Genomic DNA, 26655 nt, shown 5'->3' on the forward strand with positions numbered 1-26655 from the left:
AAATTAGGTCAATGCAGTTAAGCAACAGTGCGATAAAATATTTTTGTATTTGCCGGAAAGTGCCAATCTTTGTAGGAGGGGCCCTGGCTGCCAAAATACAAAACTGTAATGAAGAATATTCAACTAACGGATGATTTCCGTCACCGAACCCGGCAAGCCATTTTTGCGATTATTGCTTTTATCCTGGTATATCTTTTGCTAGTGCTTTTAGGAATGGCATTTGCGGTTGGCTGTGTGTACATTGCCATCGAGCTGGTGGCCCGTATGCCGCGGTTTATTACGATTATGTTGGGAATTGGCCTGGCAGCACTGGGCCTGTTTGTACTAATATTCCTGTTTAAATTTATTTTTAGTGCAAAGAAAACAGACCGGTCTCATTTATTGAAGATTGAACGCAGTGATGAGCCGGAACTGTTTGAGATGATCGATGCCATTGTTGCCGGGGTAAATACCCTTCCCCCAAAAAATGTATATCTTTCTTCAGAAGTCAATGCGGCGGTGTTCTATGATTCCAGTTTCTGGAGCATGTTTTTACCGGTACAGAAAAATCTGCAGATCGGATTGGGATTGGTCAACACTGTATCAAAGGACGAGTTAAAGGCGATCCTTGCACATGAGTTCGGACATTTTTCCCAGCGGACCATGAAAGTGGGGAGCTATGTTTATAATGTGAACCAGATCATCTTTAATATGCTGTATGAAAATAACTCCTACAACAGCCTGATGCAAAAGTGGAGCAATGCCAGCGGGTATTTTGCCGTTTTTGTGGCAATGGGCGTAAAGATCGTGGGAGGTATTCAATGGGTATTGGGTAAAATGTACCAGGTGGTAAACCTGAGTTATCTGGGCCTTTCGCGGGAGATGGAGTATCATGCGGATGAAATTGCTGCAACGGTAGCAGGTGCGGGCCCCCTGCAAAATGCATTATGGCGCATGGATCTTTCAGATTATGCATTTTCCTCCGTTTTACAGTTCTATGAACAAAAGATTAAGGCCAATATCAGGAGTGCAAACGTATACCCGGAGCAGGATTATATCAGCCGGTTTCAGGCGCGTGCAGACGGCATTCTTTTTGAAGACGGGCTGCCGATGGTAACATCCGTTCACCGTTCAAAATTCAGTAAATCCCGGCTGAAACTGGATAATCAATGGGCATCACACCCTTCTACAGAAGAACGGGTGGCGCGTATGGATGCACTGCAGCAGGAAAACAGGCCGTATAACCGGGCTCCGGCTAATGAAATGGTAAAGCGGCTGGAACATTACCAGGAATATTTTACCGACCAGATATTCCGGAATGTGGAATATACAGCTGCGGTGGAGCGCTACCCGCTGCAGGCATTTGAAGCAGACTATAGCCGTAATTACCTGGAGCATACCTTTGACCCGGTATTCCGGTCTTATTATGACGACAAGAACATCGATGTTTTTGATATCGAAACCATCAATGCTGCGCAGCAGACCGATACAGATTTTTTTGGAGAGGCGAAAGTAGACCGAGTGTATACAGCGGTGGCACTGAAAAATGATATTGAAATATTGCAGCAGATTACAGACCAGGAAATCAAAGTAAAAACATTTGACTATGATGGAGTCAAATATAAAAAAACAGAGGCCGCAGCAGTACAGCAGCAGTTAAAGATTAGCCTTGATTCCCTTAACCAGGGTATCCATGAAAATGATCTCAATATTTTCCGGCATTTGCTTTTCATCGCAACACAGCAAGGATGTGCAGGAACGATCAAAGACGCGTATAGCCGGCTTTTTGCTTACGATCAGTCGTTCGACACCCGGCTGGAAACCTGTCGCACCATCTGGAACCGGTTGTCTTTTATTTATGAGGCAACGCCGCATAGCGTGATCCAGTCAAACTTTGAGCAACTAAAACCTATAGAACAGGCGTTTAAAGCCCAGGTAAAAACGGTACTGGAAGATCCGCTTTACGAACCGGTACGAACCGGCGAAATGAGCGATACATTAACCCGGTACCAGGAAAATGACCAGCCCTACTATGTATTGGATCACTATGACGATGCCGTATTACAGCTATTGCTTGATAGTTTAAATCACTATGGATTTCTGATCGGGCGCGGCTATTTTATACTAAAGCAGGATTTACTGAAAAAGCAGGCGAAACTGCTACATACCGGGGGTCAGGCATGATCGCCGCCCGGTAGGGCTGCTTCCAGTGCGGCCGGTTCCTGTGCTGGCTGTTCCTTAAACAGCAGCAGGAAGACGAGCATACACACTGCAGCCATGACGGCGGGGGATAACCATATATAGCGCCAATAGGTAGTGCTTTCATAAGCCCTCAGCGCGTTGGAAACAAACCCGGCCACCCAAAAACCAATCAGCATACCGACGCCGTACATGGCTACGGTTACCAGGCCCTGGGCAGAGGACCGGTATTGTTTACCCGCAATGGTGTCGGTATAGATCTGTCCCACTACAAACATAAAGTCATAACAAACCCCGTGCAGCAAGATGCCAAGGATCAGCATAAAGGCCAGGTCCTGCCCGTTGCCATAGGCAAACAACAGGTAACGCAGCGCCCAGGCGCCAATGCCGATCAGCATCATTTTTTTATACCCCAGCCTTGCAAAAAAGAAGGGAATCAGCAGCAGGCAAAGGATCTCCGAAAACTGCCCCAGCGCCATTTTGGCCGTAGGATTGGGAAGCCCGGTTGCCACCAGGAAGGGGTTGGCGTGCTGGTAATAAAAAGAAATCGGGATGCAGATGATAATGGCAGTAATAAAAAACACCAGGAATCCCTTTTGTTTTAATAAGCTTAGTGCCTGCAAACCCAGTGCATCGCCCCAGTGGAAGGGCTGATCCTTCTTTAAGGGTGGAGTTGCCGGGAGCAGGAAGCAGAGGAGACCCAGCGCCAGGGAGCAGGCCGCTCCTAACAGGAATGTGTTTTGCAAGGCTCCGGAGGCTACCGCTTCCTTTGTATCCCAATGAAACAAATAGCTGATGGAAATGCCGGCCACCATCCACCCCATAGTGCCAAACAGCCGTATAAGCGGATATTGTTTTTTGGGATTGCTGAGGTTCCTGAAAGAAACAGAACTGGTAAGCGCCAGGGTAGACATATACGCAATGAAGTAGAGCAGTACATAGGGGTAGATGGCGGCAACGTCCGCTGCCCGGTACATCATCAGCAGCAAACCGGCACCAATGAGATGCAGTACACCCATCACCCGCTCGGCATTAAAGAAACGGTCTGCTATAAAGCCGATAAGGAACGGAGCCGCCACCGCGCCCAGGGATTGGGTGGAAAAAATATTGGAAACTTCCAGCGGTGAGGCGCCCAGGTTGCTTTTCAGGTAAGTGCCCAGGGTAACAAACCAGGAGCCTTTCATAAAAAACTCAAGGAACATCATCAGGGATAGTTGGAGGTGCAGCGATCGTTTCATAAAATAGTAACCATTCAGTATTTAAAGCCTGAAAATAAGGTTGTTTTTTTAGTTTACAAAGTAGCAAGGGGTTCAGGCGATGTGTAAATACAGGAATGGCAAGTTGCCCGGGTATATGATGTTGTTTTAAACCGGTTATTTCGGCACCTGTTCAGCATTACCAATGATAAAGGCGGATGCATCCTGCTGCCCGTCCGATTCGGAATAAAAACAACTATAACCGTCTCTTAAAAAAATCCCCGCCGGTGAGGCGGGGATCAGTGATTATTCGTTTCTGCCGTGGCAGTTTTTGTATTTCTTTCCACTGCCACAGGGACAAAGATCATTGCGGCCCACTTTAGGAGCCACCCGGATGGGCTCCTGTTTTACAGGCGGCTGCGCAGGATCAAAGTAATCCTTTTCATTAGCGCCATAGTCGTCCCCTGCTGCATCGATCTCATCTTTGTTTACCCGCATCCTGCTGAGGTCGGTACGTTGCTCGCGGCCTTCCTTATAGTTGGGCGCTTCTTCCTGGGCCGGAAGGTTGGCCTGCGTAAGGAAGGAGATGATGTCCTTGTTAAGGCTGGTGGTCATATTGTTGAATAACTGAAAGGCTTCCACCTTGTAGATCACCAGTGGGTCCTTCTGCTCCAGGTAGGCGGTTTGCACACTTTGCTTCAGATCATCCATCGAGCGGAGATGCTCTTTCCATGCATCATCGATCACGGCCAGGGTAATGGACTTCTCCATGCTGGATACCAGCTCCCGCCCTTCGGTGGTAATGGTCTTATCCAGCGATGTAAGTACATTGATCGCTTTGCGGCCATCCATAAAGGGCACTACCACGTTTTCGATATGGGCACCCTGGGTATCGCGGATATTCTGGAATACGGGCACCGCCTGTTTTTGAATGGTTTGTGTGTGCGTTGCATAACGGGTCAGGGCTTCTTCATATAACTTGTCTGCAAGTTTGCTGGCATCTGTGTTATGAAACGTTTCTTCATTGATAGACGTATCCATGCCGAAGTTCACGATGCTGGCCAGTTTGAAGCCTTCAAAGTCTTCCTGTTCTTTAAAGGAGGTACACAGGCTTTCGGCTACAATGGAGAAGGCGTTATCAATATCAAGTGATAGCCGCTCTCCAAACAGCGCATGGTTCCGTTTTTCATAAACGGCATTCCGCTGTTTGTTCATAACGTCATCGTACTCCAGCAACCGCTTGCGGATACCAAAGTTATTTTCTTCTACTTTTTTCTGTGCACGCTGAATGCTGTTGCTGATCATGCTGTGCTGGATCACATCGCCTTCCTTATACCCCATTTTGTCCATCATGCTGGCAATACGCTCGCTTCCGAACATCCGCATCAGGTCATCTTCCAGCGATACATAGAAGAGGGAACTTCCGGGATCGCCCTGGCGGCCGGCACGGCCCCTTAGCTGACGGTCTACCCGGCGGCTTTCGTGGCGTTCGGTACCAATGATGGCCAGTCCGCCGGCTTCTTTTACGCCAGGCCCCAGCTTAATATCGGTACCCCGGCCCGCCATATTGGTAGCGATCGTTACGGCGCCCGGCAAACCAGCTTCTGCAACAATCTCTGCTTCGCGGGCGTGTTGTTTGGCGTTCAGAACATTGTGCGGTATCTTTTTTTGCTGCAGCATACGGCTGAGTAATTCACTGATCTCTACCGAAGTGGTACCTACCAGTACAGGGCGACCGGCTCCGCGCAACTGTTCAATTTCATCAATAACGGCTTTATATTTTTCGCGCTTGGTTTTGTATACCATGTCCTGCAGGTCTTTCCGTACAATCGGAACGTTGGTAGGAATGGTTACAACATCCAGTTTATAGATGCTCCACAATTCGCCGGCTTCTGTTTCTGCAGTACCCGTCATCCCCGCCAGTTTGTGATACATCCGGAAGAAGTTCTGAAGGGTAATGGTGGCGTAGGTTTGGGTGGCGGCTTCAATTTTTACATTTTCTTTTGCTTCCAGCGCCTGATGCAGCCCATCGGAGTAACGGCGGCCTTCCATGATACGACCGGTTTGCTCATCCACAATTTTTATGGCGCCATCTACCACCACGTATTCATCGTCCTTCTGGAAAAGTGCATAGGCTTTTAACAGCTGCTGCACCGAGTGAATACGGTCAGCCTTTTGAGAATATTCGTTCAGCAGGGCCTCTTTCTGTTTTAATTTATCTTCGGCGGGCGCATCGCTCTTTTCAACATCGGCCAATGCCACACCAATATCCGGGAGTACAAAGAAATCAGTATCCTCACCTACTTTGGTGATCATGGCCAGCCCTTTTTCTGTAAGGTCTACGGAGTTGGTTTTTTCATCGATCTTAAAGAGCAGGTCCTCATCTACGATTTTCATATTGCGCTCCTGCTCCTGCAGATAGTAGTTCTCTGCCTTTTGCATTTTCACCTTTACCCCAGGCTCGCTCAAAAATTTGATAAGGGGGCTGTATTTGGGCAATCCGCGGAAGGCCCGGTACAGGTAAAGTCCTCCGTTTTTGGGATCGTCCTCACCTTTTTCAAAAAGACGTTTCGCCTCATTTAAACTATTGCGGACAATGCGCTCCTGCTCCTGGTACAGCTGTTGCACCCGGGGCTTGTGGATATGGTATTGCTGTTCGTCTCCCTTGTCTACCGGCCCGCTAATGATCAGTGGTGTACGGGCGTCATCGATGAGTACGCTGTCCACCTCATCCACCATCGCATAGTGGTGTTTGCGCTGTACCATTTCGGATGCATTGTGGACCATATTATCGCGCAGGTAGTCAAAACCAAATTCATTATTAGTACCGTAGGTAATATCTGCCAGGTAAGCATTACGGCGGGCTTCCGAGTTGGGCTGGTGTTTATCAATACAATCCACGCGCAACCCCAGCCATTCAAAAACGGGCCCGTTCCATTCCTGGTCGCGGCGGGCCAGGTAATCGTTTACGGTAACCACGTGTACGCCTTCACCCGCAAGGGCGTTCAGGTAAGCGGGCAGGGTAGATACCAGGGTTTTTCCTTCTCCGGTGGCCATTTCGGAAATCTTACCGGAGTGCAGTACGGCGCCGCCGATCAGCTGTACATCATAATGCACCATATTCCAGGTGATTTTTGCACCAGCAGCCGTCCAGCTGTTTTTGTGGGTGGCATTATCGCCATCGATGGTTATATACTCTGCTGTGCGAGCCAGTTGCCGGTCCAGGTCTGTAGCTTTGGATACCAGCTCTGTATTGGCCGTAAAACGGCGGGCGGTTTCTTTTACCACGGCAAAGGCCTCGGGGAGGATCTCCTCCAGCACTTTTTCAATTTCTTTATCACGATCTTTTTTCAGGTCGTCTATCTGCTTGTAAATAGCGTCTTTTTGCAGGAGCTCTTCATGCGGCAAGTCATTTGCCTGCTCGTTCAAAGCTGTTACCCGGGCATCGATCTCGCGGAGCTGATCCTGGATGCGCTGGCGGAATTCATGGGTTTTATTGCGGAGCTCATCATTGCTAAGTGATTGATACTGAGCAAAATTTTTGTTAATTTGTTCAATAATAGGCATCAGCTTTTTTACGTCTTTTTCCGATTTACTGCCACCAAACATTTTAGATAAGAAACCAAACATATAGTATCGCGATATTTTATTAAAAAAGTGATTCTTCAAAAACAGTGCTATATCCTTTTTAAGCCATTTTGGCAGCCCTGTTGCGAATGGGGAGCAAAGATACGGAAGTTTTAGGGTTTGCCCTTAGTGTTTGAAGTTCAATGTTTAAGGTTTCATATCCGCTTGCAGGATATTTAATGCTGAAGGCAAAAAACCGAAGGCCGTTCCAGGTTTAACGTTCAAAGTTTCAGGTTAGGTCCGTTTTACACTCGATGATCTATTGCCCCTGCTGAAGGCTGATTGCTGAAAGCCGTTCAAGGTTCAACGTTCAAAGTTTCAGGTTAGGTCCGTTTACACTCGAAGATCTGTTAACCATTGCCTATTAACTATTCACCCTTGCCACCCGCCCCTTCGGTTCGGGCAGGCATCTTCAAATTTTAAAATTCATCTCAAATTTACCCCAGGTCAATGCTTGTATTGTCTCCGATATTAAGGCTGCGGGTTTCGCCTTTGATGCTGGAATCGGAACCGATGACCGATTGTTCCAGTACAATATCAAATAAATTGGAAAAGGAGCCCACAATTGAGTCCCGGACAATCGACTGCTCCAGGAATGTGTTTTCGCCCAGGGTTACATTGGGACCAACAATTGAATTACGGATCATGCAGCCCGCGCCAATACTCACCGGCGGTACGATTACCGTATTTTCAAATAGGGAAGCATCAGCGGTTGCCTTGTATTTTCTCAGCAGCGTGGTATTAGAGCGCAACAGGGTTTCTTTATTACCCGCATCAAACCAGTTGTCTACTTTAAAGGCCTCAAATTTCACATTGTTTTGGATCATACAATGCAAGGCATCGGTAATATTGAATTCACCATGAGTCAGCAGCCCTTTGCGGATATTGGAAGCCAGGCATTCGAAAAGAAGATCGCTTTCCAGGATCTTATAGATGCCTACCATGGCCATGTTTGACTTGGGGATATGGGGTTTTTCCACCACCGATTCAATAAACCCCTTGTTATCGATTTCTGCCACTCCAAAATCGCGGGGATTATCCACTTTGCGGATGCCGATCATTGAATGGGGATTATTAAGTACGGCAGCAACATCATACTCGCAGATCGTATCTCCCAGCGAAATAAATACCTCATCGCCCTCAACAATATTCCGGGTAAGGTTTACCGCATGGCCGATGCCACGGCGCTCCTGCTGGCTTATATAATGGGCTTTGATACCCGGATAATGCTCTTTTACATAATCGGAAATCTTGTCACCCAGGAAGCCCACGATAAAGACAAATTCATCGATGCCCGCTTCTTTAAGCTGGTCAATAATAAAACTCAATACGGTTTTACCCGCCAGCGGGATCAGCGCCTTCGGTTGCGTATAACTCTGCGGTCGTAATTTTGTGCCGGCTCCTGCTACAGGAATGATTGCCTTCATGTATTTAAATAGTCGTTCGTTTAAATGATTGCTGCTCTTTTTGGCGGGTGAAGGTAAGCAATCATAGGGGTTTTCCAGTATTTTTTGTCGTACTCCCCCAAAGCAGTTTAAAAACAGTTTTCCCTGATACAGTTCCCGCGGATCCGCCGGTAAACATCGATTTAAAGTCTGTATTTCCTGTTTATTATGAGGATTGGGCGGGGCTATACTGTATTTTATTTTGATGGGGTAAACAGGGGGCGTGTTTTCACGGGGAAGGATCCGGTGATTTTCGGTGTTGACGGGAGCGGGCAGGGGCAATAGATTTGCTAAAGAAAGACAGAACAAATAACTGCAAACAACAAACAATTAAAAAATGAAAAAGAGTATCTTAAGTTTCGTCCTCCTGGTTATGGCCTGCCTGCTATCTGTTGCCAGTGAAGCAAGGGCAAGAAGAATTAAAGTAACAACAGACGAGGGTGCCACCATTTTTCTGAATGGAAAACAGGTATCGCAGCCCGTGCGTATTGTGTTAGACGGTCGCGATGAAGCCTATCTTAAAATTGTGAAAGTGGGTTATCTTACGCAGGAGCGCAATTACACTTACCAGAACATTGCAGAAAAAAAAGAAGAGTACATAAAGCTGGAGAAGGATGACGCCTATGAAAACTCCTTTGTAACCAACCTGGCTAACCAGGATATCGATATCCGGACATCGCGGAAAGAAGATGAAGCCTGGACGATTTTGAACCGTATTGTAACCAACTCTTTTGATGTAGTGTCAATTACCGATAAAACGACTGGTTATTTATGTACGGCCTGGTCGGTAAAATCATTTAAAGGCGGGGTAACCCGCACCCGGCTTATTCTTAAAACCCAAAGCACAGACCCGCTGGTATACAAGGCCAAGCTGGTATCCGAGTATGCGCCTCCCGGCACCGGCGCCAACGCAGATGAAGCTTTTTCGAAATGGGACCGTGTCCTGCGTACCTATGAAAATGTGATACCGGAGTTACAAAGCCGGTTGGGTAAATGAGGTGTAAAACAAACAACATTGATATGAAAAAACGCTGGCAAGCTTTTGCGGTTTAAACAGCCATCAGCAGGCGTAAAAAATACCCACCGGTGGGTATTGCGGGAATGGTGAGGATAAACCTAATTTTGGGCTACGGAACTGTATGCTTTTGATCTGGAAACAGTTGCCCTGTTGCAAAGTGCAGCAAGGGTTTTCTGTAAGCGATGTTTTACTAACTGACTAAAATATTCTGCGAAAATGAAATCACATATCACCGGCGCCTGGATGTGTATGCTGCTGTGGATCATAGGCTGTAATAAGGATAAAGAAAGGATCCCGCAGCATGAAGCAGCCGCCACGGCAAAAACCAATATAACAAAAGCACTCGCTTCCATCGATAGCCTGAGTACATTTGCCGTCATCTTTAAGGAGGCACCGCTTGCGGATGCCGATGTGGCGGCGGGTTTTACGGCGCTTGCACCTGTAAATGCAGTGTTTACAGATGAAGCAGTAGCCTTAAAAAGAGTGGGCAACATTGAAGCAGTTAGAGTGATGACAGCGGGAAATGCACGAGGGGCTGTGGCTGCAAACAACCCTCAGTTAAAAGATGGTTCTGTAATTAGCGATTATATCATAAAAGGAAAAATTACCGTTTCTACGCTTACTAATGGCAGTACCCTTGTAACACTGAGCGGAAAAACGCTTCCTGTTTCAATCCATAAGGGTGCGGTATACCTCAATGGAGTACGGGTTTCTCAAAATACGGTTTACAGCGCTTCTGATTATAACGTCTACACATTGCCGGCACTGATTAATTACCCTGCGCAACTGGCATTTGATCCTGTATTCATGGACCATCTTGTTCCAAAGTTACCGGGTGATACGCTGGTGGTGACCGGTCAGAACTTTTCGGCGGATGCCGCCGGCAACCAGGTAATGATCAATGGAGTACCGGCATTGGTTCATGAAGCCGCTGCAGGGAGGTTGTTGGTGACCGTACCTGCAAATGCAACCTCGGGACCTATAACGGTTACGGTAAATAATAAGACCATTACCAGTTCGCGGCCCTTAACCGTTTTAAAAGTGCAGGTAAGCACGATAGCGGCCATCACTGGGCTCCACTGTGGCCAGATAGGCGGGATAGTGGTCGATAAGGATAACACACTTTACTTTTCAGACCCCGAGCACAACCGCGTGATCAGTTACAGCACCGACGGGCAAACGACCATTTACCAGCCTACCAAGATTAATGGGGATGCCAATGGAGATGGCATCATCAATGAAGGCGACCGGGTTTTTGTATTAGATGGGCCGGCTGCTATAACGATCGATGACAACCAGCGGATCTATGTAGCAACCGGCGGGGGAGAGCACGGGCTAATTTACCAGCTTACCCCGGGCAATACTACGGAGGCTGTATTATGGGCAGGTAAAGCGCAGCCGCCGGTTTTTATTACAGGCGACAAAATGAAAGTGGGCATGTACCCGCAGGCGCTGAAGGCCGGTTCTGGCGATACTATTTATTATAGCAGTGATTCGGGTGATGACAACGCAGGGCTGTACAGGATCCGGGGTAATACGGTTTCCCTCGTTGCAAACAGCATTGCGTTCAAGGCGGCAGATGCCGGAGTAACGGATGATCCCGATCTTTTTGGAATAGAAGCAGACAGAACAACCGGTGCCCTTTACCTGGCCGACCAGGACAACTACCGGATCTGGAAAATGGTAGATGGCCAGCTTTCTGTTGTTGCAGGAAGCGGTAATTGGGCTACAAAGGACGGGGTGGGCAGGGAGGCCGGGTTTGCTTCTCCTGCCGGTCTGGCGCTGGACGGGCGGGGCAACCTGTTTGTGGGGGATAATGACGACAATGCCCTGTTGTTTACCCTCCGGATGATCAACCCTTACGGGGTGGTGACTACGCTGGCGGGTGGTGTCAACCCCGGCTACCAGGCAAAAGACGGCAACGGGCGGGCGGCGCTTTTTGCTGTCGTGAACTCCCTCGCCCGGGACGCAGCGGGCAACCTGTATGCCGGCGATGACTATGGCAATATCCGTAAAATAACATTTGTGCTTTAGCGGAAAACGAAAAAATGCTTATGAATATTTTTGAATCGGAAACACTGGTCATCAGCCATCTGGCGGAAAGCAAGCTGCTTCATTCTTCCTGGAAGCATACTCCCACAACCGATGAGTTTATCTCCGGCATTAAAACCTTTAAAACTTATCTGGAGCGCATCCCCTGTAATACCTCGCTCTGGAATGTTTCCCGGCTGAACTTTGTCATTTCCCCCGACCTCCAGAAATGGATAGACCAGTTTTTAAATGCGCCGGCGGTAAGAGCCTATCCCGGTATAAAAGCCGGGTTTGTGGTAAACCCGGACCTGTTGGTGCAGTTGTCCGTAAACGAGATCTTTCAAAGTGAAGAAGCGAGTACCATTCCCGTCCGGTATTTTGCCGATGACCAGCAGGCCCTGGAAGCATTGACAAAACCGGAAAAAAACAACACCCGGAAAAAGAACGGTTCCGACACATTTAAAAGTACAACGGGTATCAATGATACGGACCGGTTTAACTTCCTGGCAACGGTAAATAGCGCTGATACGGAAGGCTATATAAAAGTGATGCATTATTTTTTCAGGCATAAAGACCGGTTTGCTCAATGCCTGCAAAAGCTGACACAACTTACACTGCGCGAGAAAGAAATTCTCCGGATGGTGACACTGGGGCTGGATAGTATAAACATTGCCGCGCAATTATCCATCTCCGGCGAAACCGTAAAAACCCATCGTAAAAATATACTCCGGAAACTGGATTGCCATAATATACAGGAGCTGGTATATTATGCTTTGTTGTTGTGAAGGCCTTAACTCGGCCAAATCATTCGTTCATCCGGCAAACAGGGGCCTTTACTCAAGGAGCTGCAATACACCGGCTTCGCTGCGGTACTTTAGCAGTGCGATAGTGCCTCATTGTTTAAATGTATTTTATGAATCAAAACTCTTTCTGCAATCGATTTTCCCAGGATGTTCCTTCGGCAGTATCGTTCATTAAAAACATTTCTCTGGCGGCTATGTTGCTATACCTGTTTATAGCCTGTATCAAAAAAGACAAGGAACTGAAACCCGATCCGCTGCTCAAACCCACCGTTGATTTTAGCTATAGCACTAGTAATGCAGGCCTGCTGCCCGCTACGGTCAATTTTACAGCGGAAGTAAAAAATGCGAACCAGTATTCCTGGGATTTTGGAGACGGCCATACCAGCACCCTGGCCAATCCATCCAATATCTATAACCAGGCTCGAAATTATACGATAAAGTTGGTGGCTACTAACCCGGCGGGCAGCGATAGCATTACTAAAACGGTAACGGTGAATCCCATTATGAAATCGGTAGTCGTATACCTTATTACGCCAAGGGATAAAAAATTTAACCAGCGTTACTACGATATTTTAAAAAGTACCGTATTGGATTTGCAGGCATGGTACAAACTACAGTTGGGTAATAACAAGACATTTGTTACGAATCCAATGATATTAGATACACTCACCGGGTTGCACGATAGCGTTTGGTATAACAGCCCCGGCCCCAACAGCGGAGATAATCCAAGGTTTTATGGGTATCAAAATACGTTTTATGAAATGACTCAACTGCTGGGTAGTAACTTTAATACAACTAATTATGTCTATTTTGTATATGTGGCAGCGCCGGGTGGTGGGGCAGGGTCAACAGGTTTTTGTGCCATGGGTGATCAGGATCTAAAAGGCCTCCTGGGCGAAAATCCTGAATGGTGGGATCATAAGCGCTGGATTGGCGGCGGCGGTCATGAGCTGGGCCACGCTTTGGGTCTGCCTCATCCGGTTAATGAAAACACCCAGGCGCTTATGTGGTCGGGTTACTCACTGTATCCCAACTGTATCCTGCAGCAGCAGGATAAGGACCTGCTAAATGCCAGTCCTTTTATCAGATAGTATATCTTAAACCGCCTTCCCCATGCGCATCACATAATAACGATAAGGTGACGGTGGATAGAATTATGAATTGTAAACCATAAACTAATAAAAAAATGAAAAAAAATTTTCTCCTGTTTTGTTGGATTTTGGCTGTTGGTGCTTTTTTTTCATGTCGTAAGAACGAAGGAAACAGTAAAATCGAAAGTAAAAGTGGCGTTGGAAAGGTTTTGATTTTTGCCAACCCAAAATTAGCAAATGCAGATGATACTTTGCAAGCCTTATATAAGCCGGACAATGAGAATATCACTTATGCATATTATGGGTCCTATAAAAACGATGGCACGCCAAAGCAATTAAAAGAAATAGTCGTAAGCAGGAACGATACTGCGGTGAAAATGTTTCTGGATGATAAGTTGAGGGTCAAAACGGTTTTTTTTTCGGTTAAGGGAAAACTTGATACAACCGTTTTGTTTTTGAGGCATACAGATACAACCACAACCGTTACAGCCGCCGCTTTCTACTGGGATAAAAACACACACAAGATTAAGGCATCGACAGTTGTTAGAAAAGATAATGATACCGTGAAAAACACGATGATTTATGCTTCCTTGAGAAAGCCGGGCTTGCATTTCGGCGGAATGCCCCGGAATATTTGCAGCATCAGCTTGCCGCTGCTCGTTTTGAGTTTTTCCAGTTCATCCGATGATATCTTCGACTATTACAAACAAATTGCTGTAGCAACCGCAGGAGTGCTTGTTGCCAATGCGAGTACTATTGCCGCGAACGTTGCCATGGGGGCCCTGCTTTTTAATGGTCCCGGCGCTATAGTGGGCGGTGCTTTGGGCGTCTATAAAGCAATATCTTCCTCCGCAGAGCAAATTCTGAACCCTGCCAAAATTCCTGTCAAAGCAATCAATAGCTATGAGGACGATATTGTAGATCTTAGCCATGTGGCACTGGATGATCCTGGTGACGATCTGGCGGGAAGCGAGATTGATAACAACAGTATAAATTTTGGAACATCTGATACAGGACCTCTTAAGAATTTTACTGCCGATTGCAGCGGACAGGCAAATGCCCGGTTGAGTGACTTGACTTTGGAAATTGAGATGAATAAAGCGCACACGGTTGTTTTGAACGCAAAATATCATTGTAAGTTTCATTTTGGCTGGGGCGCCTCCGCGTCTTCAAATTGGGGGCCCTACGGTGGGCAACAATACTCAAACGTAAAATACAACGAGAACTATATTACGATAAACTGGTATGGCATTTGGGGAGGCACTGATTCCTTCACAGGGGTCATAAATGGTAGGTCTATTACCGGCACATTTTATTTCAACGCCGGATATGGATGCCAAGGAGGGGGGGATCATATAACAGTAATATCATCGCCTGTTGTGCTTGATATCATGAATTGATCATAGAAGGGGCGCCACACCAACGGCTGCGAAAAACAATCCTGTCCAAAAAAAATAAAACAAAAAAATGAAAAAAAAATTACTCTTTCTCTCGTTCCTGTTGTTGTTGGCCGCCAGTAAACTCATGGCGCAGTGCAATGGATTTGTAAGCATTGCGGCAGGCGGCCTTCATACATCCGGCATTAAAGCCGATGGCACCCTCTGGGCATGGGGGCATAATAGTAACGGGCAATTGGGAGATGGTTCCAATACAAATAGAAACACACCTGTAAAAATCGGGAACGACACATGGAGGGCCATTTCTATTGGAATCTGGCATAGCTTGGGTATTAAAACCGATGGTACGCTGTGGGCGTGGGGGCGAAATAATTATGGGCAATTGGGTGATGGTGCTAATGTGGATCGGAACGCGCCGGTGCAAATTGGCAACGATACCTGGAGGGCTATCTCTGCCGGAGGCGAACACAGTCTTGGTATTAAAGCCGATGGTACCCTCTGGGCATGGGGGAGAAATAATTCTACGCAATTAGGCGATGGCTCCAATTCCGATAGAAATGTTCCAGTGAAAATAAGCTACGATACCTGGAAAGCCATCGCTGCCGGCTATGCCCACAGTTTGGGTGTAAGGACCGATGGCTCCCTTTGGGCATGGGGATATAATGGGTATGGACAACTGGGAGCTGGTTTTAATTCAAACATAGATGAACCGATGAAAATAGGCAACGATACCTGGAAGACTATTGCTGCCGGCGATGATCATAGTTTGGGTATTAAGCCAGACGGTAGCCTTTGGCTATGGGGAAGGAATAGCAACGGTCAATTGGGAGGTGGTTCTGGAATAAGCAGAAATATACCCATGCAACTCGGTAATGACAGCTGGAAAGTGATCGCAGGCGGATACGCTCACAGCATGGCGATTAAGGCAGATGGAACCCTCTGGGCATGGGGATATAATACTGCAGGACAATTAGGGGATGGTTCACATACCGATAAAAGCACACCGGAGCAAATTGGCTATGACAACTGGAAGGCCATTGCGCTCGGCGGCCTCCATAGTATTGGGATTAAAGCCGATGGCGCTCTCTGGGGGTGGGGCTCGGGTGGTGTTGGGGAATTAGGTGATGGAACCAGTGCGGAAAGAACAACTCCAGTGCTGACATACGCCCCCGTATACAATAATACACTTGCCGCTAATGGAAGCAGTCAAACCATTACAGCGAACTTGCAGTATGCCATTTTTAACAGCGGATGCAGCCCCATTGCCGCCCTCCAATTAAACCAGGGCGCAGCTGCCGGCCCCGTTACCGCCAAAGTATGGGTGGCGGCCAGCCAGCCCGCACAATATGTAAAAAGGCATTATGAAATAGCTCCGGCAACCGCGGCTGGCGGACGTGTGACCCTCTATTTTACCAACCAGGAATTTAAAGATTTTAACAGCCAAAACCCCGCACTATTGCTGCCCGATGCGGATGATCCCGCCACCATTACTGCAAGAAAAGCCAACCTGATGATTGAAAAAAGAAGCGGTACCAGCAGCGATGGCAGCGGCCGGCCCGCCTCCTATGCCGGGGCGATTGAAACGATAAATCCCAATGATGCGGATATTGTATGGAACAGCACCGCCAACTACTGGGAACTGCATTTTGATGTAACGGATTTCAGTGGCTTTTTTGTAAAAACGATTACCAGCGTACTGCCCGTAAGGTTTGGAGCCACAACCGCGGTATTAAAAGACAATCAGCTGCATATTAATTGGACCACGCTTTCTGAAACCAACAGCAGTCACTTTGAAATAGAGGCATCGGAGGATGGCCAAACCTTTACCAAAATTGCAACGGTAAGCAGCAGGACTGCAGACGGCCACTCCGATCATCCGGTCAGCTATGATTGGGTTACCGGTATTGCCAATACGGGTACTATGTTCAGTTTATCTGCCTTTGCAGTGGGCTTGTTGATGGTTGCTTTTGGTAAAAGAAAAAGAACGGCATCCCTTGCAGTGGCATTCGTTTTAATAAGCATCACCGGCCTGGTGGCCTGCCGGAAACAGAACAGCCAGGAAGGGCTGGATGCGGACAGCCGGCTCTTTATTCGCATTAAACAAGTGGATAAGGATGGGGCATTTGACTACAGTAAAATGGTAAGGGTCGTAAAAGAGCATTAAACTCCGGTTGGTATTGACCAGTAAGGGCTGTAAAATATTCTTCCGGAGAAGATAATATGTTCCACTAAGTACGTAATAAAACAACCAGCTATGAGAAAATTTGAAGTTGTATTTTTTGCGGTGCTGCTGATCTTGCCTGCTTTATACTGCACCAAAAGCAAAAACGAAGAAAGGCAAACAAGAGAAATTGCCATCAGCGGTGAGCTGGATTTTGGTCCCGTTGATGTGAATACTCATACATCCAAAGTCGTTACCATTAAGAGCATCGGAACCAAGCCCGTTCGTATAAAAAGTATTACGGCCCCGCAAGGATTCTCCGTAGATTGGTCGGCAGGAACCATCGAGGCCGGAAGCTCAAAACAGGTGAATGTTCAATTTGCTCCCGGGCAGGCAATATCGTATAAAGGAGAAATTACCATACAATCAGATGCCAGTGCGGCCGCCGACAAAATTCAGGTATCGGGTGAGGGAAAAGGACAAGCGGTGCTAAGTATCTCCCCGGCTTCATTGAGTTTTGGAGATGTATGGGTGGGGAGTTTTGCAACAAGAATGCTGACCGTATCCAATACCGGCAATTTGCCCCTGACCATTAATAGCATCACGGCTCCCGACATGGCGTTTACCGTTTTGTTTATCCCTACCATCGCAGCCAAGGGTATTCAGGAAATACCGGTGAAATTTTCGCCGTTGGACGTTCGCGCTTATTCAGGCGCTCTATCAATCAGCACGAACGGAGGTGATGCCAGTATTCCGTTTTCAGGGGCGGGGATCCCGGTTCCTGCGCCGGTACTAAGTGTATCGCCCACCTCATTAAGTTTTGGAGATATTTCCGTAGGCAGTTTCACCACAAAAACATTTACCATAGCGAACACGGGCAATGCACCGTTAACCATTAATAGTATCACCACGCCCAATGCCGTGTTTGCACTGGCTTTTGGCACTACGGTTGCGGCCAACAGTTCCCAGGAAATAACTGTTAAATTTTCACCGGCGGCCATTCAGGCTTATTCAGGGTCCCTGTCCATCAACTCCAACGGAGGTAATGCCAGTGTTTCGCTTTCGGGAGCCGGAATCGCGGCCCCCGCTCCGGTACTAAGTGTATCGCCTTCTTCATTAAGCTTCGGAAATGTAGCGGTGGGCAGTTTCGCCACAAAAACATTTACCATATCGAACACGGGTAATGCGCCATTAACCATTAATAGCATTACCACGCCTAACGCTGTATTTGCTCTTAATTTTGGCACTACGGTTGCGGCCAACAGTTCCCAGGAAATAACTGTTAAATTTTCACCGGCGGCCATCCAGGCTTATTCAGGGTCCCTGTCCATCAACTCCAACGGAGGTAATGCCGGTGTTTCGCTGGCAGGAACCGGAATCGCGGCCCCTGCTCCGGTATTGAGTGTATCGCCTTCTTCATTAAGCTTCGGAAATGTAGCGGTGGGCAGTTTCGCCACAAAAACGTTTACCATAGCGAACACGGGCAATGCGCCATTAACCATTAATAGCATTACCACGCCTAACGCTGTATTTGCTCTTAATTTTGGCACTACGGTTGCGGCCAACAGTTCCCAGGATATAACTGTTAAATTTTCACCGGCAGCCGTTCAGTCTTATTCGGGTTCTTTGTCAATCAGCAGCAACGGGGGTAATGCCAGTGTTTCGCTGGCAGGAACGGGGATCGCTGCTGCCGCCCCGGTATTAAATGTATCGCCACTGTCACTGAATTTTGGAGCGGTAACGGTAGGGCTGCAAACTACCCTGGAGTTTACCCTATCGAATACGGGTAATGCGCCGTTGACCATTACCAGCATTAATACATCGGATAATAACCTGTTCCCTATAGCGAACTATCAGGCAACAACGCCTGCAGGAGGATCACAGAAGGTTACGGCAACATTTACGCCCAGGGCGGCACAGGCTTACTCTGGCTATTATACCATATCTACGAATGGAGGCAGCGCCACCATCACATTGTCCGGCACAGGGGTTGCCGGCAGCAATAAAATTGCTCTTTTAAGCAGCGCTGATGATCCCGGCAGCCGCCTGGTTGAATATGTGATGCCGGCATCGCAATACCAGGGGCTTATCAATCCATCAACGTTCAGTTCGGAACTTCAACTTATATCGAAGCAGGTTTATGAGAAGGTTAATGATGATTTTGATTTCGTATTCTATGTACTCGATAAACCCGAGAGCGCTGGTATCGTGAACCAATTAGGCTTTTACGGCATAAATATTTCGACAGCCAATAATGTGCAGGGAATCGGAAAGGGCATTTTTTCTAATAGCTCATTCTGGGGCTCGGCCGGAAAACTAAAATCCGTCATGTTCTTCCCGCTCTACGATGCCATACATCGGGGACCGGCCCTGCACGAGCTCTGTCATAATTGGGCTGCCTATCTTTGCCCTACTTACGCGCCCGATGGTTCCCGCTACGATGGGCACTGGGGTGTAAGCAATGCCGGTGGCCAGCTGGGCGGATTCAAATATGTACGCACGGTGGAGCAGAATAGCGGTGGCGTTGCCGGCAAAACAAAATACCAGGCGAGTTTTTTTCCCGCAACAAATCCTGATGGTTCGTTCACCAGTGGGTTTGGGGTAAACGCTAATGGAGGAAATTATCCTGTTTACTCCGATGTCGAATTATACGCAATGGGTATGAAATCGGCACAAGAATTACGCAACAGTAATTTCAGGTTGAACATTTATACCGGATGCAGTTATGATAATACATTTGGAGCGGGGTATTTCTGGTCAACGGGGATTACATCTTATACAATTGATGACCTCATTGCAGCAAAAGGCCAGCGCGTGCCCGATGTAGCGTCTTCGCAAAAAAGCTTTAAAGTATTAACCGTGGTGTTGACGGCAGAATCAGAAACAGTACATCACTATGCCGATATTGCAAAAGGCGTATCATGGCTGTCGGGTGCGGCAGATGATAACAGCTACCCGGGATGGTCCATCAGCAATTTTAAAAAAGCAACGGGAGGGGTAGGCAGCCTTGTAACAACGGGTGTAAAAAACAGCTGGAAAGGGCAGACGCTGTCGGCGATAAAAAAAGTATCGCTTCGGGCATCGCCCATTCCGGCAAAGACTATTCAGGTTGATAAGATTGACAAAAAACTTTTATACGGTCCGCTGCGTTGATTGAGAAATTGAGCAATTCAACGCCTTTTTGAGTTCCGGAGGAAAATAAAGTGATTTGGGAAATTGTTTAGTAAGCTAAACGATTTCCCCTGTTTTTTGCTTCCCGCAGATAAAATGCCGGGTTTTTTGCTGATTTTCTGTGAAAATTAATCTGCGAAAATCGGCAGGGGCATGAATCTGTTTTCATACCCAAATTGTCGCCCAAAATAAAAAAACACCCACATTATTACCCATAAAGGAGCTGTTTATGCCAGTTATTCGGCGCATACTGTCCTTTGAACCTGTAAACCCCTTTTACCCGGGGCTGTCAATTTCTCTACCCCGGTCATGCGTAAAACTAACCTGGTGAAACTTTTCAACTTTTCAACCATCCAACCTTTCACCATATCCCCATCCCCCTTAACTTTGCGCCATGCAACAGGATAATACAGTATTTGACCTTATTAATAAGGAATTAGACCGTCAGCGTTATGGCATTGAACTGATCGCTTCGGAAAATTTTACTTCCCTGCCGGTTATCAGGGCCATGGGAACCGTTTTGACCAATAAATATGCCGAGGGCTATCCCGGCAAGCGCTATTACGGCGGCTGCGAGGTGGTAGATGAGATCGAATCCCTGGCTATCAGCCGGTTAAAAAAAATCTTTGACCTGGGCTGGGCCAACGTGCAGCCCCACAGTGGGGCACAGGCCAATGCAGCCGTATTCTTTGCGGCGCTGAATCCCGGCGATAAAATCATGGGGCTGAACCTGAGCATGGGCGGGCACCTGACCCACGGAAGCCCGGTAAACTTCAGCGGAAAGCATTACCAGGTAATTTCTTATGGTGTGGTGAAAGAAACCGGGCTGGTGGATTATGAAGACCTGGAGACGAAAGCCCTGGCCGAAAAACCGAAGATGATCATTTGCGGCGCTTCTGCCTACAGCCGCGACTGGGATTACGCCCGCATCCGTGCGGTAGCCGATAAAGTAGGCGCCCTGGTCATGGCGGATATTGCACACCCGGCCGGACTGATTGCTGCCGGACTCCTGAACGATCCCTTTGAACACTGCCACATCGTAACCAGCACCACGCACAAAACCCTGCGCGGACCCCGCGGCGGTATCATCATGCTGCGCAACGATTTTGAAAATCCCTGGGGGCACAAAGATCCCAAGGGGAATACGCGTACCATGAGCCAGCTGCTGGATCTGGCTGTTTTTCCGGGTATGCAGGGCGGCCCCCTGGAGCATGTTATTGCCGCAAAAGCCGTTGCTTTTGGTGAAATCTTATCAGACGACTGGAAGGCGTACGGAAAACAGATCATTGCCAATGCCCAGGCCATGGCCAAAGCCTTTGTGGATAAGGGCTATAAGCTGATCAGCGATGGTACCGACAATCACCTGATGCTAATCGACCTGCGTAATAAGAACCTGACTGGTAAAAAAGCACAGGAAACACTGGATAAAGCGCATATTACGTTAAATAAGAACGCTGTGCCGTTTGATGACAAATCGCCGTTTGTAACTTCGGGTATCCGGGTAGGCGTACCTGCTGTAACCACACGCGGAATGAAGGAGGCAGACGTAACACAGGTGGCAGAACTGATCGATAAAGTGCTGATGAACGCTGATGACGAAAACCTGATCGCATCTGTAAAAGAAGAGGTGAAAACATTTATGCAGCAGTTCCCCCTGTATCCGGAATTAGGTTAAAACGTTTAAGGTTCAAGGTTTAATGTTACTAACCTTGAACTTTGGACTTTCAAACTTTAAACATTTTATATGATCCAAAGAAAGCAAACATTGTGGTTGTTATTGTCTGTGATTTGCGCCGGTCTTACATTTGAGTTTCCGTTTTACAACGGAACCGTCATCAATGGCACCGAGGGGGTTACCGGCGCCGAGATCACGGCAACAGATAATGTCTGGCTGCTCCTGCTTACAGGGCTGATCCTGGTATTGGGTGTTGCTGCTATTTTTCTTTATAAAAACCGGAAGCTGCAATGGCGCTTAAGCCTGACAGGTTTGTTGGCCGGCATAGGGCTGATTGCGCTCTATGTAAAATACATGGGCAACTTTGAGCCGGGAGGGCGCATATCCCTTACCGCCCTGCTCACGCTGGGCGTTATTATTGGTTTTTTCTTTGCATTAAAAGGTATCCGCAGGGATCAGAAGCTGATCAAGGATCTGGACCGGCTGCGGTAGGAAATATACGTTGTCCCCGTTCAGTAATTCGATCACTGTCTATCGGTTACTAAGTATAAAGCGGCACTTTTGGACGCAATCCAAATTGCGGCACTCCCATAAATCTAATGTCTCCCTGAAGATGTCATCCCGGGCTTGACCCGGGATCTATTCTTGTTTCAGAATCTATTTACAATCAAACCTCATGTCAGATGCTGAAATAAATTCAGCATAACAATGGCGACTTTTGAGGCAACCTCGACAGCGACAATATGAAATGTACCCGCACTTTTTGAAGTATAATAGTTTTATATTTTTGTGGTTATAATCCAAAAAATGATTTTAAGACAATCTTATACTATATGATATAGTACCTTTATTAATAAGCTTATCAGTAATTCTTTAATCACAGATTTTATGAGTGCTAAAAAAATCTTTTGTTCCTTCTGTCAGGCCAAATCATTGTTTTGCATCGTGCTTCTTTTTAGCTACATAAATTATTTATCTGCCCAAAGCGGAGAAAGCGTAATCCAGTCCTCTCAACTTGTAGTATATGATTTGCATTATTTGCCCGATAGCACGAGCAAAGATACACTGAAAACCATACAGGCATTACTCTTAGGAAAAAATGTATCTCTTTACGGGGTATATGGAAATCTTAATTCTGATACCGCAAATTTCTATAGCAACCGGAGAGACGGTGGATATATTAATGATTCAAAAATATTGCCTGAGCCGAACTCCAAAATCAAATATCGAATTTCCAAAACCAAGGAAAATATTATAACAAGCGACCGAATTAGAGTTGCCCGATCTCCCTGGTTTAGGTACGAGGAAAGTAGAAATATTTTTAATTGGTCACTAAAAAAAGATACGATGCGCGTGTCGGGGGTTCTCTGCCAGAGAGCAGAGTGCACGTTTGGCAACAGAAAGTGGATTGCCTGGTTTGCCCCCTCTATTCCAGTTAGTGACGGTCCATATAAGTTTTGTGGGTTGCCTGGTTTAATATTAGAAGTATACGATGATAAGGAATATTGGAAATTTTCGATGGTATCTATTACCAACACCCAATACAACTATCCTACAGAAGCAATGTACGCCACCGTTGATAAGAAGTCGGCTGTCAATGTTACTAAGAAACAATTTATGCAATTGCTAAAAGATAGTTACGACAATGGTTATGAAATGGAAAAACAATATGGAGTAACACCGTTGGGAGATATAGAAAAAATCAAGAAGGGTTATGCTGATAGAGCAAAAAAGGAAAATAATTGGATCGAACCGTATAGCACAAAAAAATAGACGATTAGTATTATTTTGAGAAAAGGACGTGTTTTTTTATTATTGATATCCTGTTTTGTTATGGCAAACAATGCGGTGCTGGCGCAGTCTATTATTTCTGGGTCCGTTAAAGATGCTTCGGGTAAACCGATTTATAACAGTTCAGTTACTTATACTTTGCGCAATAGCGATAATATTATGGGTTTCGCACTATCTGATAGTAAGGGCAATTACAAGCTTGTTATTGATAAGGCAGATACGGACAGTATCAACCTGCATGTGTCCTTTGTTGGCTATGCCAGCCAGGTATTGCTAATAAAAAACAAATCCTCCCAACAAAATTTTGTTTTATATATTTCCAATGAGCTACTGCCAGAAGTGATTGCAAGATCAAACACTGACGGCATATACCGGAAAAAGGATACAATCAATTATATTACTGATTCCTTTTTATCAAAACAAGACAGGGTATTGTCGGACGTTATCAAGAAACTTCCGGGTATTGAAATGAATGGGGATCAGATATTATATCAGGGCAAACCTCTACGGAAGTTTTATGTAGAAGGGATGGGTTTAATGGGTGGCCGGTACGGTGTCATCAACAATAACCTACCCGTTGAAGATGTAAAAAAAGTACAGATCATTGAAAATGACCAGCCGATAAAAGTACTCGATTCATTGGTCCCATCCAACGAGGCGTCATTAAATGTAGTATTGAAAAAATTCCGAACTACAGGTACTGGAAAACTGGGTATTGGCGGTGCTCCACTTCTCTGGGATGCAGCCATTACGCCTATGTCGTTCTTTAAAAATTTTCAGATGGTCAACACCTATCAGGCCAATAACACCGGCAATACTATCTCTAATCAATTAAAATATCTTACCTCTGAATCCAACCCCGCCAACGCGGCGGTTGAAAAATATGTTGCATTAAGGGCAGCCGGCCGGCCGCCGTTGGGTGAAGAGCGTTGGCTGAATAACAATATCAATATGTTTAATTCCAATGTCCTTTTTAAGACGAAAAAGGAGGTGCAATGGAAAGCTGGCGCCACATTTATCAACGATTTTCAAAAAACAGAAAGCTACAATAAAACTACCATCATTACACCGGAAGCAGATGTACTGGTTATAGAAGCAGTAAAGAATCTGTATAATTTAAACGATCTGAACGGAATTTTTTCGGTGGAAAAGAATGATAAAAATATTTTATTAAAAAACCAGTTGACAATTGGGAAAAGATGGAGCGGTGCATTTGGCCAAATAAACAAAAACAATGAAACCAATATCAATCAAGATCAAAAAGATGAGACTTTTTTTGTATCGAACACCTTTAATGCAACCACAAAATGGGGCAAACAACTTGTTGGTATCAATTCAAGCATCGCTTATGCAGAGATGCCTCAACAACTTACCGTGAGCCCTGGCCAGTTTATAGAAATCCTCAACGATAGTATCCCATATAATCAAATAAAGCAAGAGGTGTTTTATAAAAATTTCAGAACCAACAATAGCATAGATTTCATAAAAAAAGTAAATTTTTTTGTGGTGAATATAAAAGCAGGAGTCGCTTTTCAACGCCAGCAATTAGAAAGCAATCTGCAAACAGAAAAGAATATAGTTTCTCCGGGCGTTTTTGGCAACAATGTAACATTTCTGAAACCGCAAGTCTATTTTTTGCCAACATTTAGTTTTATAAAAAACAAGTGGCAAATAACGCTCGCATCCCACGCGGCCTGGCAAATGTTTGCTGCTAATTATAATCAAATCGCAAGCGACACAACGAGAATGAGTTGCCTGATTACCAATCCGTCTTTAAACATCGTCTATACGATTTCTCCAAAATGGGAACTAAGCGGTGGGATAAGGCATAATAATGATTTCGGCAGCCAAACCCAGTTATACACCGGGTATATATTAAGTACTTACAATAACCTTGAGAGGTCCGCGGCGAGGAGGGTATCTCAGGGTGCTACCCAATCAGCCAGTTTATATTTAAAATATGAAAATGCTCTGAAGTCAAGGTTTGCTAACTTGTCTGTTTCATGGTCCCAAAGCCAAAACAATTATTTATACCGTACAGCCTATGATACCCTGGGGCTATTATATAGTGAAATGATGCAGATAGATAATAACAGGAGCTCAATAGGTACAAGCGCGAGTTTATCTCAATATTTCAGAGCCATTAAGACTGTGGCTAAGTTTTCGGGAAAATACAGCAATGGAAAATCTGATCGGTTGATCAATAATCAGTTTGTTAAGCTATATTCAGGCAATTACGGGTTTACAACAGAAATCACTAATTCGGCTTTCGATTGGTTCAGCGCAGAATATATATACCGGTTAACTGCCTCAAATGCGCATTATTCAAACAAAAAAGTTAGTACAAGTATCATTCAAAATCATGCGTTGGGGTTACATGTTTTTTTCTTAAACAATCATTCAATAACTGCAAATACTAACTATTATTTATCCAGCCTGTACAATAGGACCGAACAGCTTTTGATGAATTTGAAATATACTTTTACTTTGCCGAAATCGAAAACTGATTTTGCTATAAGCTGTAACAATCTGTTTAATACCAAATATTTTATAGCTCAATACAACACCGCTTATACTTTGGCCTATAGCGAATTGTATCTCAGGCCCAGGCAGGTGTTAGCGAGTGTCCGATTTAATTTCAGATAAAATAGTTATGCGATGATTTTTCTTTCAGCACAACCGGGGAAACAGTATTTTCTATGGCAATTGGACTTGCTAATATACAATCTGCACAATCCAGAGGTCGGCAAGGAAAGTATTCATATCCTTTTGAGTTATAAAAAGAACATCACTAACGCGGGTCATCCTGAAAAGTATAATTCAGTATAGGCTTATGTTTTATTGAGAATAAGTTATAAAAATGCCACACATTGGAGCAAATTTGCTTTAAGTGAAGCATTCTTATTCTTTGTCTATGTCAAAAATAGAAGCCTTACATGAACAACATGCATATCAGTAGTGAGGATGCCACCTGTTATTAAAGACCTGTGCCGTCATGTTCCTGACTTTGTTCCGGTAGCGATTGAACACCGGCTCAAAAACCATTAAGTTAAGACTCAATAAGCACTGCG

The 26655-nt window shown here is 45.9% G+C and carries 15 protein-coding genes; 12 read left to right on the forward strand and 3 right to left on the reverse strand.

The genetic code is table 11. From position 1 onward, the window contains the following. Window positions 1–108 precede the first annotated feature (108 nt). Window positions 109–2163 carry a M48 family metalloprotease gene (locus GGU45_RS20050; RefSeq protein WP_435227813.1) on the forward strand — a complete coding sequence of 685 codons (2055 nt, stop codon included), beginning with the start codon at window positions 109–111 and terminating at the stop codon, window positions 2161–2163. Here the strand turns inward: GGU45_RS20050 and GGU45_RS20055 are convergent. The 3 genes from GGU45_RS20055 to GGU45_RS20065 all read right to left on the reverse strand — a co-directional run bounded on the left by GGU45_RS20055 (window position 2154) and on the right by GGU45_RS20065 (window position 8428). Beyond that, complete coding sequence (locus tag GGU45_RS20055; protein WP_435227815.1) at window positions 2154–3416, reverse strand: MFS transporter; 1263 nt, start codon at window positions 3414–3416, stop codon at window positions 2154–2156. The two genes, GGU45_RS20050 and GGU45_RS20055, sit on opposite strands and share 10 nt — an antisense overlap. A 264-nt stretch (window positions 3417–3680) precedes the next feature. Then, a complete protein-coding gene (gene secA, locus GGU45_RS20060) occupies window positions 3681–7004 on the reverse strand; it encodes a preprotein translocase subunit SecA (protein ID WP_435227817.1) in 3324 nt (1107 codons plus the stop codon). A gap of 434 nt (window positions 7005–7438) precedes the next feature. After that, window positions 7439–8428 carry a sugar phosphate nucleotidyltransferase gene (locus GGU45_RS20065; protein WP_435227819.1) on the reverse strand — a complete coding sequence of 330 codons (990 nt, stop codon included), beginning with the start codon at window positions 8426–8428 and terminating at the stop codon, window positions 7439–7441. 355 nt (window positions 8429–8783) lie between these two features. Between GGU45_RS20065 and GGU45_RS20070 the strand changes: the two genes are divergently transcribed. From GGU45_RS20070 to GGU45_RS20120, 11 genes are all read left to right on the forward strand, one after another. Next, window positions 8784–9443, forward strand: a complete 660-nt coding sequence (locus GGU45_RS20070; RefSeq protein WP_435227821.1) for a hypothetical protein — start codon at window positions 8784–8786, stop codon at window positions 9441–9443. 237 nt (window positions 9444–9680) lie between these two features. Next, on the forward strand, window positions 9681–11498 hold the full coding sequence (locus GGU45_RS20075) for an IPT/TIG domain-containing protein (protein WP_435227823.1): 1818 nt from the start codon (window positions 9681–9683) through the stop codon (window positions 11496–11498). A gap of 20 nt (window positions 11499–11518) precedes the next feature. Then, window positions 11519–12280, forward strand: coding sequence for a helix-turn-helix domain-containing protein (locus tag GGU45_RS20080; RefSeq protein ID WP_435227825.1), 762 nt, complete (start codon window positions 11519–11521; stop codon window positions 12278–12280). A gap of 128 nt (window positions 12281–12408) precedes the next feature. Next, the gene (locus GGU45_RS20085) at window positions 12409–13389 is read left to right on the forward strand and encodes a PKD domain-containing protein (protein WP_435227827.1); all 981 of its coding nucleotides are present in this window, start codon (window positions 12409–12411) and stop codon (window positions 13387–13389) included. 95 nt (window positions 13390–13484) lie between these two features. Beyond that, window positions 13485–14789 (forward strand): hypothetical protein, encoded by a 1305-nt coding sequence (locus GGU45_RS20090; RefSeq protein ID WP_435227829.1) that lies wholly within the window; start codon window positions 13485–13487, stop codon window positions 14787–14789. 67 nt (window positions 14790–14856) lie between these two features. Then, entirely contained in the window at window positions 14857–16950 is a 2094-nt protein-coding gene (locus GGU45_RS20095; RefSeq protein ID WP_435227831.1) for an RCC1 domain-containing protein, read from the forward strand. Between the two features lie 90 nt (window positions 16951–17040). Next, window positions 17041–20100: a choice-of-anchor D domain-containing protein gene (locus GGU45_RS20100; RefSeq protein WP_435227833.1), complete on the forward strand. Its 3060-nt coding sequence runs from the start codon at window positions 17041–17043 to the stop codon at window positions 20098–20100. 412 nt (window positions 20101–20512) lie between these two features. Beyond that, on the forward strand, window positions 20513–21793 hold the full coding sequence (gene glyA, locus GGU45_RS20105) for a serine hydroxymethyltransferase (RefSeq protein ID WP_435227834.1): 1281 nt from the start codon (window positions 20513–20515) through the stop codon (window positions 21791–21793). Between the two features lie 69 nt (window positions 21794–21862). Continuing rightward, complete coding sequence (locus GGU45_RS20110; protein WP_435227836.1) at window positions 21863–22285, forward strand: DUF4293 domain-containing protein; 423 nt, start codon at window positions 21863–21865, stop codon at window positions 22283–22285. A gap of 396 nt (window positions 22286–22681) precedes the next feature. Further along, a complete protein-coding gene (locus tag GGU45_RS20115) occupies window positions 22682–23566 on the forward strand; it encodes a GLPGLI family protein (protein ID WP_435227838.1) in 885 nt (294 codons plus the stop codon). Window positions 23567–23626: 60 nt separating this feature from the next. Further along, complete coding sequence (locus GGU45_RS20120; protein WP_435227839.1) at window positions 23627–26230, forward strand: carboxypeptidase-like regulatory domain-containing protein; 2604 nt, start codon at window positions 23627–23629, stop codon at window positions 26228–26230. Window positions 26231–26655 lie beyond the last annotated feature (425 nt).

The sequence above is a fragment of the Niabella hirudinis genome (assembly GCF_051201075.1).
Classification (GTDB): domain Bacteria; phylum Bacteroidota; class Bacteroidia; order Chitinophagales; family Chitinophagaceae; genus Niabella; species Niabella hirudinis.